The sequence below is a fragment of the Methylobacterium sp. B1 genome, from assembly GCF_000333255.1.
Lineage (GTDB): Bacteria > Pseudomonadota > Alphaproteobacteria > Rhizobiales > Beijerinckiaceae > Methylobacterium > Methylobacterium fujisawaense.
The window spans coordinates 1-15,704 of the sequence record NZ_BACT01000889.1 but is presented as its reverse complement, the minus strand read 5'-3'; the positions used below and the strand labels follow the sequence as shown (position 1 = coordinate 15,704).

The following is a 15,704-nucleotide window of genomic DNA, read 5'->3' as shown; positions in this document are numbered from 1 at the left end:
CCGCCGGGCTTGATCGAGACGCCGCCGGAATCGAACACGACGCCCTTGCCGATGAGGGCCACGGGCGGCTCCGCCGCGGGGCCGCCGTTCCAGCGCATGATCACGATCCGCGGCTCGCGGGCCGAGCCCTGCGCCACCGCGAGCAGCGCGCCCATGCCGAGTTCCCGCATCCGGGCCGGCTCCAGCACCTCGATCTCGACGCCGAGCTTGGCGAGTTCCGAGGCGCGGCGGGCGAATTCCGCCGGGAAGAGCACGTTCGGCGGCTCGTTCACGAGGTCGCGCGCCAGGATCACGCCGTCGGAGAGGCTGCGGGCGCCCTCGCCCTCGCGGGCGGCCGCGCCGTGATCGGCGAGCAGCAGGGTCAGCACGGTGACGGACTTGTCGTCGGCGTCGGGCTTCTTCTTGGTCTTGTAGCGGTCGAACGCGTAGGTCCGCAGGCGCGCGCCGAGGGCGAACTCGCCGGCCTGCGTCGGCGTGACCGTCGTGCCGGGCCAGTCGAGCACGACCCGGGCGGTCCGCCCCGCCACCTTGCCGGCGGTGAAGCCGCCGAGCGCCGGCCAGTCGGTCTTGGCCCGATCCTTCTCGGAGCCGAGGCCGACGACCACGAGGCGGTCGGCGCCGACGCCCGAAGGGGCCGGCAGCGTCAGGGCGCTGAGCGCGCGGCCCTTGAACTTCTCGGAGGCCGCGGCGCGGGCCACCAGATCCGCCCCGGAGGCGCCGAGCACTTCCCGGGCCGCCGATCCGAGCGACAGGTCGTCGCCGACGAAGACCACGAGATCGCCGGATCCGCCGGGGCCCTGGCCGCTCTGCTCCAGGGGACCGAAACCGATCTCGATACCGTCCGCCATACCCGTCGCCCTGCCCGTTATCCCGGAGCCGTACTACGTACCCGCGCGCCGAGGCGCGGGCCATCCGCTCTGTGTAGCCGCTGAGACGGAGAACGCAACGCGGCGTGACAGCCCTGGAATCGCCCCTTTTGTCGGGTCCCTGCCGCTCCGAGGGCGCAAGAGGATGGGACCATCATGCCGGATTTGAAGGATCCGGCACGACGGGCTCGAGCTTTGGATTCGCATCGTCTTTGCCCGAAAGCCGGCACAACCTTTCGGGACGATGCTGAAGCGGGACTGCCGGGACGATGAGGCAGATCGAGCGCTACATCTTTCGGATCGCCCTGGGCGCCACCCTCGCCTGCCTGATCGGGCTGACGGGCACGATCTGGCTGACGCAGGCCCTGCGCGAGCTCGACCTCGTGACCGCCAAGGGCCAGACGCTGCTGGTCTTCCTCTTCGTCACGGGCCTGTCCCTGCCGACGCTTGTGGTGGTGATCGCCCCCGTCGCCCTGTTCATCGGCACGATCTACGCCCTCAACAAGTTGAACGGCGATTCCGAGCTGATCGTCATGTCGGCGGCCGGGATGCCGCCCCGCTCGCTCCTGCGCCCCTTCCTGACCCTGGCGCTGTTCGTCAGCTTCCTGGTGGGATTCCTGGTGGTGGTGGTGATGCCCGCGAGCTTCCAGGAGCTGCGCGACGTGATCACCCGGGTCCGCGGCGACTTCATCGCGAACGTCGTCAAGGAAGGGCAATTCACCCAGCTCGACAACGGCATCACCTTCCACTTCCGCGAGCGCGGCCCGGGGGGCACCCTGAAGGGGCTGTTCATCCAGGACCGGCGTGAAGCCGGGAAGACGAAAGTCTACCTCGCCGAGCGCGGCAACGCGGCCGACGTCGAGGGACAGAGCTATCTGATCCTGGAGAACGGCAGCGTCCATCAGCAGCAGAAGGATTCCCGCGATTCGTCGATCCTGACCTTCGAGCGCTACACGATCGACCTCGCCGCCTTCGCGCCCCCGGATTCCGACACGATCTACAAGCCCCGGGAGCGATCGACGGCGCAGCTCCTGTTCCCCGACACGACCAAAGGCTACTACAAACTGCAGAAGGGCCGGTTCCGGGCGGAGCTGCACGACCGGCTTTCCGCCTGTCTCTACCCGCTGGCCCTGGTCTTCATCGCCTTCGCGGCGCTGGGCGACCCACGCACGACACGGCAGGGGCGCGGCGTCGCGGTCGCCGGGGCGATCCTCGCCGTGGTGGCCCTGCGCATCGGCGGCTTCGCGGCGGTCAGCGCCGCCGCGCGCAGCCCGGCGGCCGTGGGGGCGGTCTACGGCGTGCCGCTTCTGGCGATCGTCCTGTCGAGCCTCCTGATCTTCTTCGGACCGCGGGTGCGCGCATTCAACGCCGCCCTGGCCCGCTTCGTGCGCGGCTTGTTCCGCGGCCCGCGCCTGGCGCCGGCGGCCTGAACCCGATGATGCTGATCGGCCCCACCCTCGGGCGGTATTTCGCCGCCCGGTTCCTCCGCACGGTGCTCGGCGTGTTCGTGACCGTGTTCGCCCTGGTCTACACCCTGGACTTCGTCGAGCTCCTCCGCCGCGCTGGCGAGGCCCAGGGCGCCTCCGCGGGGCTGATGGCGCAGCTCTCGCTCTATCGCACCCCCGCGGTGGCCGAGGGCGTCCTGCCTTTCGCGATCCTGTTCGGCTCCATGGCGGCCCTGCTCCAGCTCTCGCGCAAGCTGGAGCTGGTGGTCGCGCGGGCAGCCGGGATCTCGGCGTGGCAGTTCCTGCAGCCCGGCTTCTTCGTGGCCCTCACCCTCGGTGCGCTGGCCGTCGGCGTCTACAACCCGGTCTCGGCGTTGCTGAAACAGCGCTCCACCGAGATCGAGGCGAAGATCTTCGCCAAATCCACCAAGGCGAGTTCGGGCAAGGACCTCTGGATCCGCCAGAAGGGCCTCGACGGCGAGGCGATCCTCCGCGCCGAGACCGCCATCGAGGGCACGACCACCCTCGCCGGCGTGTCGGTCTTCACCTTCGACGCGGCCGGCAAGTTCGCCGAGCAGCTCGTCGCGGCCCGCGCCACGCTGCACGACGGCTACTGGGAACTCTCCGATGTGCGCGTTCTCACACCGGACATGCCCCCTGAGTCGTTCGACACCTACCTGATCGCCTCGAACCTCGACCCCGCACAGGTGCGTCAGGGGTTCACGCCCCCCGAATCTGTGCCTTTCTGGCAACTTCCCACAACGATCGCGCGGACGGAGCGGGCCGGTTTGGACGCCACCCGATACCGGCTCCAGTACGATGTCCTGTGGGCAAGGCCGGTGCTGTTCGTGGCCATGGTCATCGTCGCCGCAACCGTTTCCTTACGGTTCTTCCGCTTTGGTGGTGTCGGAAAACTCGTGCTCGGTGGCGTCGCGGCCGGCTTCGCTCTCTACGTGGTCCGACAGGTCATGGAGGGGCTCGGGGCGTCCGGACTCGTCGCCGCACCGGTGGCGGCCTGGTTCCCGGCCGTGGTAGGCAGTCTTCTCGGTACGCTCACGCTTCTGTACCAGGAAGACGGCTGACTTCCGCGAGCCTTCGCGGGACGGGAGACGGGTGTTGAGGTTGGTGGCGGCAGACGTCACAGGGGTTGGGACGCGCGTTGCGTAAGGTCGCCGACATCCTGCGGAAGGCTGGTTTCCGAGCTGTGCTGGCGCTCGCCGCGCCGCTGGCGGGGGGCCTGTCCGCCCATGCCCAGGGCCTGCCCGCCGTGACGGCCGGCAAGCCCGGCGACAAGCTCCTCGTCGAGGCCGACGAGCTGATCTACGACAACGACCACGGCACCGTGACGGCGCGGGGCAACGCCGAGCTGCATTACGGCCCGCGGACCCTGCAGGCCGACCGCGTGCGCTACGACCGGACTTCCGGCCGGGTCTTCGCCGAGGGCAATGTCCGCCTCACCGAGGCCGATGGCGGCGTCGTGACCGGCGCGCGCATGGAGCTCACCGACGACTTCAAGACCGGCTTCGTGGATGCCTTCCGCGGCCAGCAGACCGTCCAGCGCAAGTTCGAGACCGTGCGCACCCGGTTCTCCGCGCCCCGGGCCGAGCGCCTGAACGGCGGGCAGACGAGCTTCGAGTCCGGCAGCTACACGGCCTGCGAGCCGTGCAAGGACAACCCTGAGACGCCGCCGCTGTGGCAGATCAAGGCGAAGAAGATCATCCACGACAACGAGACCCACACGGTCTACTTCGACGACTCGACGCTCGAGATCGCCGGGATCCCGGTGGCCTACCTGCCGTATTTCGAGGCGCCGGATCCGACGGTGAAGCGCAAGACCGGCTTCCTGACGCCACGCTTCATCACGACGACCGCCCTCGGCAACGGCGTGTCGCTTCCCTACTTCATCAATCTGGCACCAAACTACGATCTGACGGTGACGCCGACGCTGCTCAGCCGGCAGGGCCTGCTCGCGCAGGGCGAGTTCCGCCAGCGGATCGACAACGGCTTCTACAACATCCGCCTTTCGGGCATCTCGCAGACGACGCCCTCGGCCTTCCTGCCGAGCCCCCTCGGCGCCGGCGAGCGCGATTTCCGCGGCTCGGTGGAGTCGCAGGGCCGGTTCTACATCAACCCGCGCTGGCGTACGGGCTGGGACCTCGTCGGTGTCACCGACAAGTGGTTCCTCGACAATTACCGGATCCGCAACCAGAACATCACCACGGACTATTTCCGTGAGGCGACCTCGACGGCGTACCTGATCGGCCAGGGCGACCGCTCGTGGTTCGAGGCGCGGGGCTACTACTTCAAGGGCCTGTCGAGCTTCGACTGGCAGAAGCAGCAGCCGATCGTCGCCCCGGTCATCGACTACGACAAGCGGGTCAATGGCCCCTCGGAGATCGGCGGCGAGGTGCGCTTCCAGGCGAACATCACCAGCCTGACCCGCGAGACCACGCAGTACCAGGGCCTGCCACGGACCTCGAGCTACCTGTTCTCGCCGAGCGTCAACGGCGTCAGCTTCCCGCTCTACCAGACCTGCACGGTCTTCCAGCGCGGCCTCTGCGCGATCGACGGGCTCGCCGGCACCAACACCCGCGCCTCCGCGGAACTGTCCTGGCGCCGCAGCTTCATCGACGACTGGGGCCAGAAGTTCACGCCGTTCGCGTATCTGCGCACGGACGCGTTCTTCACCAATCCGAGCTTCTCCGGCTACCAGAACGATCTCGCGCCGCAGGTGGCGAAGATCGACGACGGCTTCGCCGGCCGGGTCATGCCGGCGATTGGCCTCGATTACCGCTACCCGTTCGTCGCCAATTTCGGCGCGCTCGGCGTCCACACCCTGGAGCCGATCGGCCAGATCATCGCGCGCCCGTCGGAGACCCGGATCGGCCGCCTGCCGAACGAGGACGCGCAGAGCCTCGTCTTCGACGACACGTCGCTGTTCGAATGGGACAAGTTCTCGGGCTACGACCGGGTCGAAGGCGGCGTGCGCACCAATCTCGGCGGCCAGTACTCCGTCGTGACCCCGTCCGGCTGGTACGCGAACGTGCTGTTCGGCGAGTCCATCCAGCTCGCGGGCGTCAACTCGTTCCGTCGCGGCGACATCGCCAATACCGGCCTGGATTCCGGGCTCGAGACGCAGCGATCGGACTTCGTCGGCCGGTTCCAGGTCTCGCCGAACCAGAACATCACGTTCATCAGCCGTGCCCGGTTCAACCAGGCCGACTTCCACGTGGCGCGGTTCGAGACCGGCGTGACGGCACGATTCGCGCCGTTCGCGCCGCTGACGCTGTCGGCTTTCTATTCCTACTACGAGGCGCAGCCGCTGCTCGGCTACAGCCATTATCGCGAAGGCGTCACGGCGTCCGCGACCTACAACATCACGCCGAACTGGTTCGTGTCGGGCTCGCTGCTCGTCGACCTCACGCACTACCTGGACGTGCGCAACACCTATACGGATGCCCTGAGCTCCTATCTGGCGAACCCGATCGGAACCGTGCCGATCTACCAGAATCCGGGGCGCTTCTATCTCTCGGGGGCGAGCTTCGGCGGCGGCTATCAGGACGAATGCACCACCGTCTCGCTGAACTACATCAATTCCCCGATCGCGACGGCCACCGGCGTCCGCGAGCGCAACCAGACCGTCCTGCTGCGGGTCGAACTCAAGACGCTGGGTGAGGCGGATCTGCGCCAGAACGTCGGCACCGCCACCACCGCGGACGGCATCGCCTCGGTGCGGTAAAGTCCCGCTCTCCGCGTCTGTGGGCCTCGGGAGCCACTATCCGTGGACCCGCGCTCCCCGGCGGCTCGGACCCGTGGCGCCGAGGATGCGCCCGCGGCCCGCCGGCGCTATAGACCGCCCATGCCGCCCCTCGCCCTCACCCTCGGAGATCCTGCCGGCATCGGTCCGGAGCTGGCGCTCAGCGCGTGGCTCGGACGGGGCGGCGCGGAGCCGCTGCCGCCGTTCTTCCTCGTGGCCGATCCGGACTTCGTCGAGCGCCTCGCCCACCGCCTCGGCCGCCCCGTTCCGGTGGCCGAGGTCGATCCCGAGACCGCCGCCGAGGTGTTCCCGCGCGCCCTCCCGGTGGTGTCGCTGCCGAGCGGCGCCCGCGTCGCCGCCGAGCCGGGCGTACCCGATTCCGTCAATGCCGGCGCGACCATCGAGTCGATCACGGCGGCGGTGGCGTTCGTGAAGGCCGGACGCGCGAGCGCGGTGGTCACCAACCCCATCGCCAAGTTCGTGCTGACCCGGACGGGGTTCGCCCATCCGGGCCACACCGAGTTCCTGGCCGCCCTCTCAGTGCCGCCCGGCCAGACGCCGCCCAGGCCTGTGATGATGATCTGGAGCCCGGAGCTCTCGGTGGTTCCGGTGACGATCCACGTGCCGCTGAAGGACGTGCCGGCTCTCCTCACCCAGGACCTCGTCGAGGAGACCGCCTTGATCGTCGCCCGGGACCTGCGCGACCGGTTCGGTCTGCCGGAGCCGCGCCTCGTCCTCGCGGGCCTCAACCCGCATGCGGGCGAGGCCGGGACGATCGGCCATGAAGACCGCGACGTCCTCGCCCCCGCAGTGGCGCGGCTGCGGGCACAGGGCATCGACATCCGCGGGCCGCTCCCGGCCGACACCCTGTTCCACGCCCGCGCCCGGACCGCCTACGACGTCGCCCTCGCGCCCACGCACGACCAGGCCCTGATCCCGATCAAGACCATCGCGTTCGACGACGGCGTGAACGTCACCCTCGGCCTGCCCTTCGTGCGGACCTCACCGGACCACGGCACGGCCTTCGATATCGCCGGTCAGGGCATCGCCCGGCCCGACAGCCTCGTGGCGGCTTTGCGCCTCGCCGATCGGCTGGCCGCCAACGCGGCGCTGCGAAGCAGTCCGTTGGGCGGTGCCGAAATCATCCCGTTCAGCGTCTATGCCGGGCGGCCGCGATCCCCGGGCGCCCACCACTTCGACGCCGAGGACGAGCTGTGAGAGAGCCATCATGAGCGCAGGGGACGGTCTTCCGCCGCTGCGCGACGTCGTTGCCCGCCACGGCCTGGAGCCGAAGAAGGCGCTCGGCCAGAACTTCCTGTACGACCTCAACCTGACCGGGCGGATCGCCCGGGCAGCGGGTCCCCTCGCGGGTGTGACCGTGGTGGAGGTCGGCCCCGGTCCGGGCGGCCTGACGCGCGCGCTCCTCGCCGAGGGCGCCGCCCGCGTCGTGGCGATCGAGCGCGACCCGCGCGCCCTGCCGGCGCTCGCCGAGATCGCCGCCCATTATCCGGGACGCCTCGAGGTGGTCGACGCCGACGCCCTCGCCTTCGATCCGCGGCCGCTGGTGGGCGATGGGCCCGCCCGGATCGTCGCCAACCTGCCCTACAATGTCGGCACGGCGCTGCTCACCGGCTGGCTCGACGGTGAAGCCTGGCCGCCCTGGTGGGATCAGGCCGTGCTGATGTTCCAGCGGGAAGTCGCCGAGCGCATCGTCGCCAGTCCCGAGGAGCGGGCCGATTACGGCCGGCTCGGCGTGCTCTGCGGCTGGCGGACCCAGGCCGAGATCCTGTTCGACGTGAGCCCTTCGGCGTTCGTGCCGCCACCGAAGGTGACGTCGAGCGTGGTGCGGCTTGTGCCGCGGGCGGAGCCTTTGCCCTGCCGCGCCGGTGCGCTGGAAGCCGTCACCCGCGCGGCCTTCGGCCAACGCCGGAAGATGCTGCGTCAGAGCCTCAAGGCCTTGACGCCCGAGCCCGGCATCCTGCTGGCCGCGGCCGGGCTTGTCGAGACGGCGCGGGCCGAGGAAATCCCGGTGGCAGGCTTCGTCGATCTGGCGAACCGGTGGGACGCGCACAGAAAAGCCGGCACCGCGGGGGCGGCGCCGGCTTGAAAGCCTGCACGGCGGCTCCGGCCCGGAGGCCGGAGCGCGGCGCAATCAGCGGGTCTGCTGGATCGCCGAGAGCACCCAGCCGCGCCCGGGCTGGCGCAGGAAGGTCCAGAGCTCCGTCGCCTCGGACGTATCCGTCGAGACGACGCGGCCGCTAGCCCGCTCCACCATCACGTCCTTGAGGGCGTAGCGCATCGCCACGGTGGCGTAGTCGGTGCGATCCTCACCCCAGGCTTCCGCAAGATCGCCCTGCAGCAGCTTCACGTCCGAGATCGTGTTCACCACGCCGCGGGCCGCGTTGTTGCGCAGCTCCTCATCGAAGTAGCCGACCATCTCGGGCGTCGACAGGTTGCCCAGCGTCACCCGATCCTCGCGGGAATAGGCATCCTGAACGTCGCCGAGCAGCCGCTCGAACGCCTGATAGTCGGCCGGGCCGATCTGGACCGGGCGTGTCTGCGGCGGCCGCTGGCCACCGCCGAACATGCCGGCGGCGGGGCCGGCCGGAGCACCGCCCATCGGGCCGCGCGCGCCGGGCTCGTCGTTGAGCGACGAGCGGGCATAGGGGGCACCGGCGCCGGCCGGCTCGTTCCGGCGGCGGAAGAAGCGCAGGGCCAGCATCACCACGAGCACGACGAGCCCGACCTGGAACAGGAGGCCGATCATCGAGGCGAGGCCACCGAGGCCGCCGAAGAAGCCGCCGCCGAGGAGTGCGCCGATCAGGCCGGCACCCAGCAGGCCCGCGAAGAAGCCGCCGCCGAACCGCCGGCCGGGCGCGGCCGGAGCCTGCATGCCGGGGCTGCCCATGCCGGGGGACGGCGCGGTCTGCGAACGCTGCATGGTCATGCCGCCGCCCGGGGCCGTCGGCGTGGCCGAGGGGGCCGTGTAGGTGCGCGAGCCACGGGATCCGAACGATCCGCCGCCGCCCGGACGGGCTTCGACGACGGGCGCCGCGACGGTCAGCGCAGCGGCCAGCGCCAGGAGGGCGGCCACACGCCGGCGGCGCGAAATCTCAGTAAACATGTACACGCCTCAGAGGACGAGAACCGAAGAGCGCGGAGCGCCAGTGACGATATGGGAACGGCCCGGCTCGGGTTTTAGTCCTGCCCGACGGCGCCGGGATGACGTTTTCCACGGGAGCGCCCCCCGTCCATGGACGCGGAGAACGGCGATCCGGTCGAGCCGGGCACGCCGAACGCCCGCTGCCCGGGGTTACGTTGCGCCGCGCGTCGGACCCGGCGGCTCAGTGGAGAGTGCGCTCGGGAGCCGCCGGAAAGACGAGGCGCACCTGGGTCCCCTCCCCGCTGCGGCTGTCGAGGGTGATGGTGCCGTTCTGGCGCTTCATCAGCCCATGCACGATCGCGAGGCCCGCGCCGCGCCCCGCCTCGTGACTGGTCTGAAACGGCGCCAGGGCCCGGGTGAGCATCTCGGGCGACATGCCCAGCCCCGTATCCCCGACCGCGATCCCGACGCTGCCGAGGCCCGGCTGCTGCAAGGACCGGTCGCCGGGATCGATCCGGAAGGTCGACAGCGTGAGCGTTCCCCCGGACGGCATGGCCTCGCAGGCATTGGCGACGAGATGCCGCAGGGCGAACTCGATCTGCGTCGGATTGCTGATCGCCCGGGGCAGGCCAGGCGTCGCCGCGACGGTGAGACGGATGCCGGGCGGCAGATCGGGCTCGAGGCGGCCTGCGAGATCCGCCACGATCGCGTCGAGGTCCACCGCCCGGACGTCGGGCGCGATGCGTCGGGAATAGGCCAGCAGGTGCCGGGTCAGGATCGCCGCCCGCTCGGTGGCGTCGGCTGAGCGGGCGATCGCCCGCTGGATGAACGGCTCCTGCCGGTCTCCGAGGCGACGTTTCAGCCCGTCGATGTAGCCGATCAGGATCTGCAGGAAGTTGTTGAACTCGTGCGCCACGCTGTTGGTCAGCAGCCCCAGTGCCTCGCGCTGGCGGGAGAGGGCGAGCGCCCCCTCGGCCTCGCGGCGCGCCGTGACGTCGAGGATCTGGCCGATGCGGTTGCGGGTGCCGGGAAGCGGCGCCGTGTCCAGATGGGCCCAGAAGGTGGTCCCGTCCGCGCGTGCGGCCAGGAATTCCTGACTCGCGGGGCCGGCGGGATCGAGCGCCGTCGTGCGATGGGCCAGCATAAGGTCCAGACCCTGCGCGGCGAGCCGCTCGGCCGGATACCCGGCGAGATGCTCCAGGGCCGGGTTGGCGTGGAGGACACGGCCCTGCGGATCGAGCAGGAGGCTGGGCGTCGGCAGCGCGTCGAGGAGCGAGCGGGCCTCGCCGCCGAGCGGCTCCCCCCTGGCCGCACTGTGATCCGTCCCGGGCTGCACCATGCTGCGTTCGCGCTCAGCGGATGCGGAAGGTCCGCGACGGGCCAGCGATAGCGATGAACGGCGTCACGGCCAAGCGCCGGCCGCCGCGAGCACCAGCTACTGGCGCACCCACATGACCCGCGCCATCCAGGCGATCTCGCCGAGATTCAGGACTCGGTCCTCGTGTTCGGGGTTCAGGGAGGCCAGCTCCACGGTCCGGGCCGTGCGCCGCTTCAGCTCCTTGGCCAGGACCTCGCCGCCATGCAGGCGGACCACGACGCGGTCGCCCTTGCGGACGCTGGCCGTGGGCGACACAATCAGCACGTCGCCGTCCCGGAACAGCGGCAGCATGGAATCGCCCTGGATCTCCAGCGCGAAGGCCCGCTCCTCGCCGAGATCCGGAAACTCGATCTCCTCCCAGCCCGCGCCGCCGGTGGGCATGCCCTCGTCGGTGAACAGGCGGCCGGCGCCGGCCTGCGTCAGGCCGATCAGCGGAACCATGGTGCGGGCGGGAATCTCCCGCGCCTCGATGAGCCGCAGGAACTCGTCGAGGCTCGATCCGGTCGCAGCCAGGACCTTGGACACCGATTCCGTGGAGGGCCAGCGCTTGCGGCCGTCGGCGCCCACGCGCTTCGAGCGGTTGAAGCTCGTGGCGTCGAGGCCGGCGCGGCGGGCGAGCCCGGAGGCCGAGTAGCCGTGGCGCTCGGCGAGCCGGTCGATGGCGTTCCAGATCTGCTCGTGCGACAGCATCGCGGACTCGGAGGCTCACCCTCAGCGGGCCGGCACCCCCGTCTCACCAGCCGGGATCCGGCTGCCTCGGGGGCACGGAGACGGTTTGTCCGCCGGGTCCGTTCAAAACCCGCCGGGTACGCGCGGAGATACTTGACAATTTACTTTCCGGATCCGCTCTGCCGGTCCGGACAGGGCTGTGTGACGTCCAGCCTAGTTGTAGGAAAGTAGAACTACGGGCGTCAGATTGCAATCGCTCCTCGAATCGGCAGAGCGCATCGATGTTGCCGCCGGCGCCCGGCGCCTCTATCGACGCGTCGGTTCCGGGGAGCTTCGATGCCGCTCATCTACAAGATCTGTCCGCGTGCCCTGTGGCGCGAGGCCGAGGCCGCGGGCCAATTCACGGGGGCGCCGATCGACCGCCAGGACGGCTTCATCCATTTCTCGACGGCCGCCCAGGTCGCCGAGACGGCCGCCCGACACTTCGCCGGACAGGACGACCTGCTCCTCGTTGCGGTCGAGGCCGAGGCGCTCGACGACGGCCTGCGCTACGAGCCCTCCCGGGGGGGCGACCTGTTCCCACACCTCTACGGTCCGCTGCCGCTCTCGGCCGTGGTCGCGGTGGACGAAATGCCGCTGGAAGGCGACGGGCGGCACGCATTTCCGGCCGGGATCCTGCCGGCATGATCGACGCCGCCTTCCCGCTCGTCCGGCCGCTCCTCCATCGCCTTGACGCGGAGCGCGCGCACGACCTGACGCTGCACGCCCTGGCGCTCCTTCCGGCGGCTGGCCCGCCGACGGACGACCCGCGGCTCGCCGTCGACCTGCTCGGGCGCCGCTTCCCCAACCCGGTCGGCCTCGCCGCCGGCTTCGACAAGGGCGCGCGCGTTCCCGACGCGTTGCTGAGCCTCGGCTTCGGCTTCGTCGAGGTGGGCGGGGTGGTGCCGCGACCGCAGCCCGGCAACCCGCGGCCGCGGGTGTTCCGCCTGACCGCCGACCGGGCGGTGATCAACCGCTTCGGCCTCAACAGCGAGGGGGTGTCGGTGGTGGCCGGCCGGTTGCGTGTCCGGAAAGGCCGCTCCGGGATCGTCGGCGTCAACATCGGCGCCAACAAGGAGTCCACCGACCGCCTCGCCGACTACGCGGCCTGCACTGCCGCCCTCGCGCCGCTGGTCGATTTCGTCACCGTCAATGTCTCCTCGCCCAACACCCCGGGCCTGCGCGACCTCCAGGGCGAGGCCTTCCTCGACGAACTGCTCGCCCGGACGGTCGAGGCCCGCGACGCGGCGGGTGCCGACGCGGCGATCCTCCTGAAGATCGCCCCCGACATGGCGTTGGACGCCCTCGACGCGGTCTGCGCAACGGCGCAACGGCGCGGCGTTCAGGCCCTCGTCGTGTCCAACACCACCGTGGCCCGTCCGGCGAGCCTCCGCGAGCAGGGGCTCGCCCGGGAGACCGGCGGGCTGTCGGGCCGGCCGCTCTTCGGCCCGGCGACCCGGATGCTGGCCCAGACGCGCCTGCGGGTCGGAGACACGATTCTCTTTGCCATCCAAGAGCATGATCTCTCAGTCGGATCGTTTCGACCTGAAAGCCGGGTGCTCGGATGCGTCCATCACCGGTTGAGATTTTTGGCCAAAAATGGCCGAGGGCTTGGCCAAAGATGGCCAAACTTTTTAAGTGGGGTAAGCACCTGTAGCGGCTGATGAAATCGATTCGGTTCGAACTGGACCAAGTCCACAGAACAGCGAAGTCGTTGAGAACACAGGAGACAAGGTATTTGGCCAAAAATGGCCGAACCGTCCGGACGGTTAGTAAGGAATACGGCCGCGCGGGCGGCCCGAACATCGCCGCAGGGGCTGTCGTCCCGGGCAGGGCCGTAAACTTTCCGTTGCATACGCGCCAGGCCAGGCAGTTTGGCCGTGCCCATTGAAGATCCACGACAATTTTGCCAACGGCCGGAATTGCAGCGTACTGCAAATGCAGCGCTTTCTGGCCCCGCTGCAAACGAATCGCATTGGTGTGAGGCTTGACCAAGAGCGTTCCCAAAGCGGCGAGATTCGCCTGAGGCAAGTGATGCCGCGTGGACGAAGATGCGGCGCTGAACCTTCACTGCTACGGTGTGAGACACTCGGCTGAAGGCCGCTGGCGACCAAAGTCGGTCGCTCGGAACGCCTTAGGCGCTTCTCCAAAGCGGCCGTTCGTCACTCCTCCAACAACTTCAGCTTAAGGTGGCTGGCGGAAGTTCACCGAGTAAACGATAAATGTCAGGATCAAACGCTGAAGCCGGCGTTCCTGCAAACAAGCAGCCTGTAATCTTAGGCTTTGTGCACTGGTTGAACGGGTCAGGTGTGCGCGCCGACCTTTGTTGAGCGTGATGACCGCGATGCTCACGAGGCGGCTCCGGCGCGCAGGACATCGATCCGATAATCGGGGGTCCGCGACTGACTCAGGACCTGGGCGAAGGCGGCGGAGAGGCGGATGAAGCCATCGGCGGCACCATCGCCCGAAAGCGGGTAATCGGTCTCGCCCAGCCAGTGCACCAGAACGATGTCCCCGCCGGGCGCGATCGTCTCGCCGGCCCGGCGCACGAGCTCGGCGAAATCCGGCGGGGCCAGGAAGTACAGGAACTCGGAGAGGACGATCAGGTCGAAGGGCCCGGTCGGCCAGTCCGCCGGCATGGTCCCCTGCCGGATCTCGACATGGGGACGATCCGCGCATCGCGCCCGGGCGGCCTCCGCGGCGGCCGGGACGAGATCGGTGGCGAGGAGCCGGGCGCAGCGTTCCGAGAGGGCGCGGGTGAAGACGCCGATCGAGCAGGCCGGCTCGAAGGCGGACCGGTAGCGCGGCTGGGGAAGGGCCGCGAGCGTCGCCGCGTATTTCTCGCGTTCGTAGGGCGAAGAGGTGAAATGCCAGGGATCCGGGTCGCTGGCGTAGATGCCGCGGAAGTAATCCTCCGGCAGGGTCTGGGTCCGCCGGGTCATGCGGGGATCGCGACGAAGCGCTCGTAGGGACCGCAGAGCCGGTCGATCATGGCGGGCTCGAGCCGGAAGCCCTGGGGATCGTCCGCGATCAGGTCGGTGGTCTGCGATTCGTGCGCCGCCACGGCCCGCGCCTTTGTCTCGCGATAGGCGGAGACGTCGAGGCGCAGGCCGGTCGGGCTTGGGCCGACCTCGGTCTCGGGCGGTAGGGTCCAGCCCCAGACGGGATACTCATAGACCCGGACTCCCGGCATCTGCGGTCGGGCGCGGGCGACGATCGCGGCGGCCGCCTTGTGATCGCAATGGGGATCGTGGCGCCACGTGACGAAAACCGCGCCGGCCCCGATCGCCGCGGCCGCGCGGGCCACGGCCGCCGCAGCCGCGTCGGCCTCCGGCCCGTCGCTCGGAACATGCGCGTCGGGCAGGCGCAGGAAGGTCACGTCCCCGGATCCGAGGCCGAGCACCGCTCCGGCCCGCTGCGTCTCCGCCTCGCGCAGGGCGCGCAGCTTCTCCGGCGGATAGAGGCGGGACTGCGTGTGCGAGCCGCATCCGTCGCTGACCACGACGAGGTGAACGGGCCGCCCGGACGCCCGGGCGGCTGCGATCAGGCCACCGCATCCGAGGCTCTCGTCATCGGGGTGGGGCGCGACGACCACCAGCCCCCGGCTCCCCAGGAGGGCATCGAGGCTCGCCAGGGGCAACGCGTCGGCGGCGGCCAGAAAGGCGTCGGCGCGCATCACTGGCCTCCGGTCCGTTCGAAGACAGGACGCCGGTCGCGCGGCGACGGGCTGCTGACGAGATCGATCACGGGACGCTCCAAGGACGGTGCGCGGGGTCGGGCGTCCCTGGTTCTCGGATTCTGCGCCTGAACACGCCATGAGCGGCGCGTTCCGGAATTTCGGCGGGCGTTACCGATCGTTCTCGGTGGTGAGCGCGTCGGCGCGGGTGCCCTCGTCGACGCCCGGTCCGGCCGCCAGATGGACGCCGAGGGTCGGAGCGTCGGTGAACACCGCGCCGGCTGCGCTGAGGGCGCTCCGCAGGGCCTCGATCTGCCCGCTCGGCGGGTCGCTGTAGCCGCCCTCGAAATCCCGCACGAAGTGCTCGTCCAGGCCCACTTTGCCCGCGAGATCGGCCTGCGACCAGCCGAGCAGCCCACGGGCCGCCCGCGACTGCGCGGGGCTCATGATGGGCGCCTGCGTTCCGCTCTGTGCGCCCTCGTCCGATCCTGCCACGCTCACTCTCCTCCTCGGCGATCATCAACAACGATTGCGGTCGCGGATCGTTTCCGGGCACATCCGGTCGGAGCGCGACCATAATTGTGCTGAAATCCTGTCGCATCCGCCAAGGCGCAAGGATTCGGGAGCGGTCTCTCGCGGGGCCGTGCTGCGGCGGCGGCGTGGCGCCTCCGGACCGGGACAACTGCGCGCGNTGCGCGCGACATGGGGACTGGACCATGAGAAGGGTGCTGATCGCGAGCTTGGCTGTGCCGTGCTGGCCATGGACCTATC

13 protein-coding genes and 1 pseudogene are annotated in these 15,704 nt (G+C 69.9%); 7 read left to right on the top strand and 7 right to left on the bottom strand.

All coding sequences use genetic code 11. The features are described from left to right. Positions 1-848 (bottom strand): M17 family peptidase N-terminal domain-containing protein (locus I53_RS25335; RefSeq protein ID WP_043355991.1); only part of this gene is annotated, 848 nt, incomplete at its 3' end. Positions 849-1,135: 287 nt separating this feature from the next. Between I53_RS25335 and lptF the strand changes: the two genes are divergently transcribed. The 5 genes from lptF (at position 1,136) to rsmA (ending at position 8,175) form a co-directional block, all read left to right on the top strand. Then, the gene (gene lptF, locus I53_RS25330; RefSeq protein ID WP_043355989.1) at positions 1,136-2,296 is read left to right on the top strand and encodes an LPS export ABC transporter permease LptF; all 1,161 of its coding nucleotides are present in this window, start codon (positions 1,136-1,138) and stop codon (positions 2,294-2,296) included. A gap of 8 nt (positions 2,297-2,304) precedes the next feature. Beyond that, positions 2,305-3,393: an LPS export ABC transporter permease LptG gene (gene lptG / locus I53_RS25325; RefSeq protein ID WP_043355995.1), complete on the top strand. Its 1,089-nt coding sequence runs from the start codon at positions 2,305-2,307 to the stop codon at positions 3,391-3,393. Between the two features lie 77 nt (positions 3,394-3,470). Beyond that, on the top strand, positions 3,471-6,050 hold the full coding sequence (locus I53_RS25320) for an LPS-assembly protein LptD (RefSeq protein WP_051045071.1): 2,580 nt from the start codon (positions 3,471-3,473) through the stop codon (positions 6,048-6,050). A gap of 120 nt (positions 6,051-6,170) precedes the next feature. After that, entirely contained in the window at positions 6,171-7,286 is a 1,116-nt protein-coding gene (gene pdxA / locus I53_RS25315) for a 4-hydroxythreonine-4-phosphate dehydrogenase PdxA (protein ID WP_043355985.1), read from the top strand. 10 nt (positions 7,287-7,296) lie between these two features. After that, the gene (gene rsmA / locus I53_RS25310; protein ID WP_043355983.1) at positions 7,297-8,175 is read left to right on the top strand and encodes a 16S rRNA (adenine(1518)-N(6)/adenine(1519)-N(6))-dimethyltransferase RsmA; all 879 of its coding nucleotides are present in this window, start codon (positions 7,297-7,299) and stop codon (positions 8,173-8,175) included. A 45-nt stretch (positions 8,176-8,220) separates the two neighbouring features. Here rsmA and I53_RS25305 read toward each other — a convergent pair whose 3' ends face one another. The 3 genes from I53_RS25305 to I53_RS25295 form a co-directional block, all read right to left on the bottom strand. Continuing rightward, the gene (locus I53_RS25305; protein ID WP_043355981.1) at positions 8,221-9,192 is read right to left on the bottom strand and encodes a TIM44-like domain-containing protein; all 972 of its coding nucleotides are present in this window, start codon (positions 9,190-9,192) and stop codon (positions 8,221-8,223) included. Between the two features lie 220 nt (positions 9,193-9,412). Continuing rightward, on the bottom strand, positions 9,413-10,510 hold the full coding sequence (locus I53_RS25300) for a nitrogen regulation protein NR(II) (RefSeq protein ID WP_043355979.1): 1,098 nt from the start codon (positions 10,508-10,510) through the stop codon (positions 9,413-9,415). A gap of 96 nt (positions 10,511-10,606) precedes the next feature. After that, a complete protein-coding gene (locus I53_RS25295) occupies positions 10,607-11,239 on the bottom strand; it encodes a helix-turn-helix transcriptional regulator (RefSeq protein WP_043355978.1) in 633 nt (210 codons plus the stop codon). Positions 11,240-11,554: 315 nt separating this feature from the next. Here I53_RS25295 and I53_RS25290 point away from each other — a divergent pair, with 315 nt between their 5' ends. Further along, positions 11,555-11,905: a DUF952 domain-containing protein gene (locus I53_RS25290; RefSeq protein ID WP_043355976.1), complete on the top strand. Its 351-nt coding sequence runs from the start codon at positions 11,555-11,557 to the stop codon at positions 11,903-11,905. Further along, a pseudogene (locus I53_RS25285) lies at positions 11,902-12,756 on the top strand (quinone-dependent dihydroorotate dehydrogenase); the annotation flags it as partial. The gene I53_RS25290 and the pseudogene I53_RS25285, both read left to right, overlap by 4 nt. 849 nt (positions 12,757-13,605) lie before the next feature. Here the strand turns inward: I53_RS25285 and I53_RS25280 are convergent. From I53_RS25280 to I53_RS25270, 3 genes are all read right to left on the bottom strand, one after another. Next, positions 13,606-14,199, bottom strand: coding sequence for a trans-aconitate 2-methyltransferase (locus tag I53_RS25280; RefSeq protein ID WP_043355974.1), 594 nt, complete (start codon positions 14,197-14,199; stop codon positions 13,606-13,608). Continuing rightward, positions 14,196-14,933, bottom strand: coding sequence for a PIG-L deacetylase family protein (locus tag I53_RS25275; RefSeq protein ID WP_043355972.1), 738 nt, complete (start codon positions 14,931-14,933; stop codon positions 14,196-14,198). The genes I53_RS25280 and I53_RS25275 overlap by 4 nt, the downstream gene beginning before the upstream one ends. Positions 14,934-15,104: 171 nt before the next feature. Beyond that, positions 15,105-15,428, bottom strand: a complete 324-nt coding sequence (locus I53_RS25270; RefSeq protein WP_043355970.1) for a transcriptional regulator — start codon at positions 15,426-15,428, stop codon at positions 15,105-15,107. Between the last annotated feature and the right edge of the window lie 276 nt (positions 15,429-15,704).

What these genes read in the sequence shown, in the direction of transcription:
- lptF (WP_043355989.1), top strand. Translation starts at nt 1,136, where the DNA reads ATGAGGCAGATCGAGCGCTACATCTTTCGGATCGCCCTGGGCGCCACC.
- lptG (WP_043355995.1), top strand. Translation starts at nt 2,305, where the DNA reads ATGCTGATCGGCCCCACCCTCGGGCGGTATTTCGCCGCCCGGTTCCTC.
- pdxA (WP_043355985.1), top strand. Translation starts at nt 6,171, where the DNA reads ATGCCGCCCCTCGCCCTCACCCTCGGAGATCCTGCCGGCATCGGTCCG.
- rsmA (WP_043355983.1), top strand. Translation starts at nt 7,297, where the DNA reads ATGAGCGCAGGGGACGGTCTTCCGCCGCTGCGCGACGTCGTTGCCCGC.
- I53_RS25305 (WP_043355981.1), bottom strand. Translation starts at nt 9,192, where the DNA reads ATGTTTACTGAGATTTCGCGCCGCCGGCGTGTGGCCGCCCTCCTGGCG.
- I53_RS25300 (WP_043355979.1), bottom strand. Translation starts at nt 10,510, where the DNA reads ATGGTGCAGCCCGGGACGGATCACAGTGCGGCCAGGGGGGAGCCGCTC.
- I53_RS25295 (WP_043355978.1), bottom strand. Translation starts at nt 11,239, where the DNA reads ATGCTGTCGCACGAGCAGATCTGGAACGCCATCGACCGGCTCGCCGAG.
- I53_RS25290 (WP_043355976.1), top strand. Translation starts at nt 11,555, where the DNA reads ATGCCGCTCATCTACAAGATCTGTCCGCGTGCCCTGTGGCGCGAGGCC.
- I53_RS25280 (WP_043355974.1), bottom strand. Translation starts at nt 14,199, where the DNA reads ATGACCCGGCGGACCCAGACCCTGCCGGAGGATTACTTCCGCGGCATC.
- I53_RS25275 (WP_043355972.1), bottom strand. Translation starts at nt 14,933, where the DNA reads ATGCGCGCCGACGCCTTTCTGGCCGCCGCCGACGCGTTGCCCCTGGCG.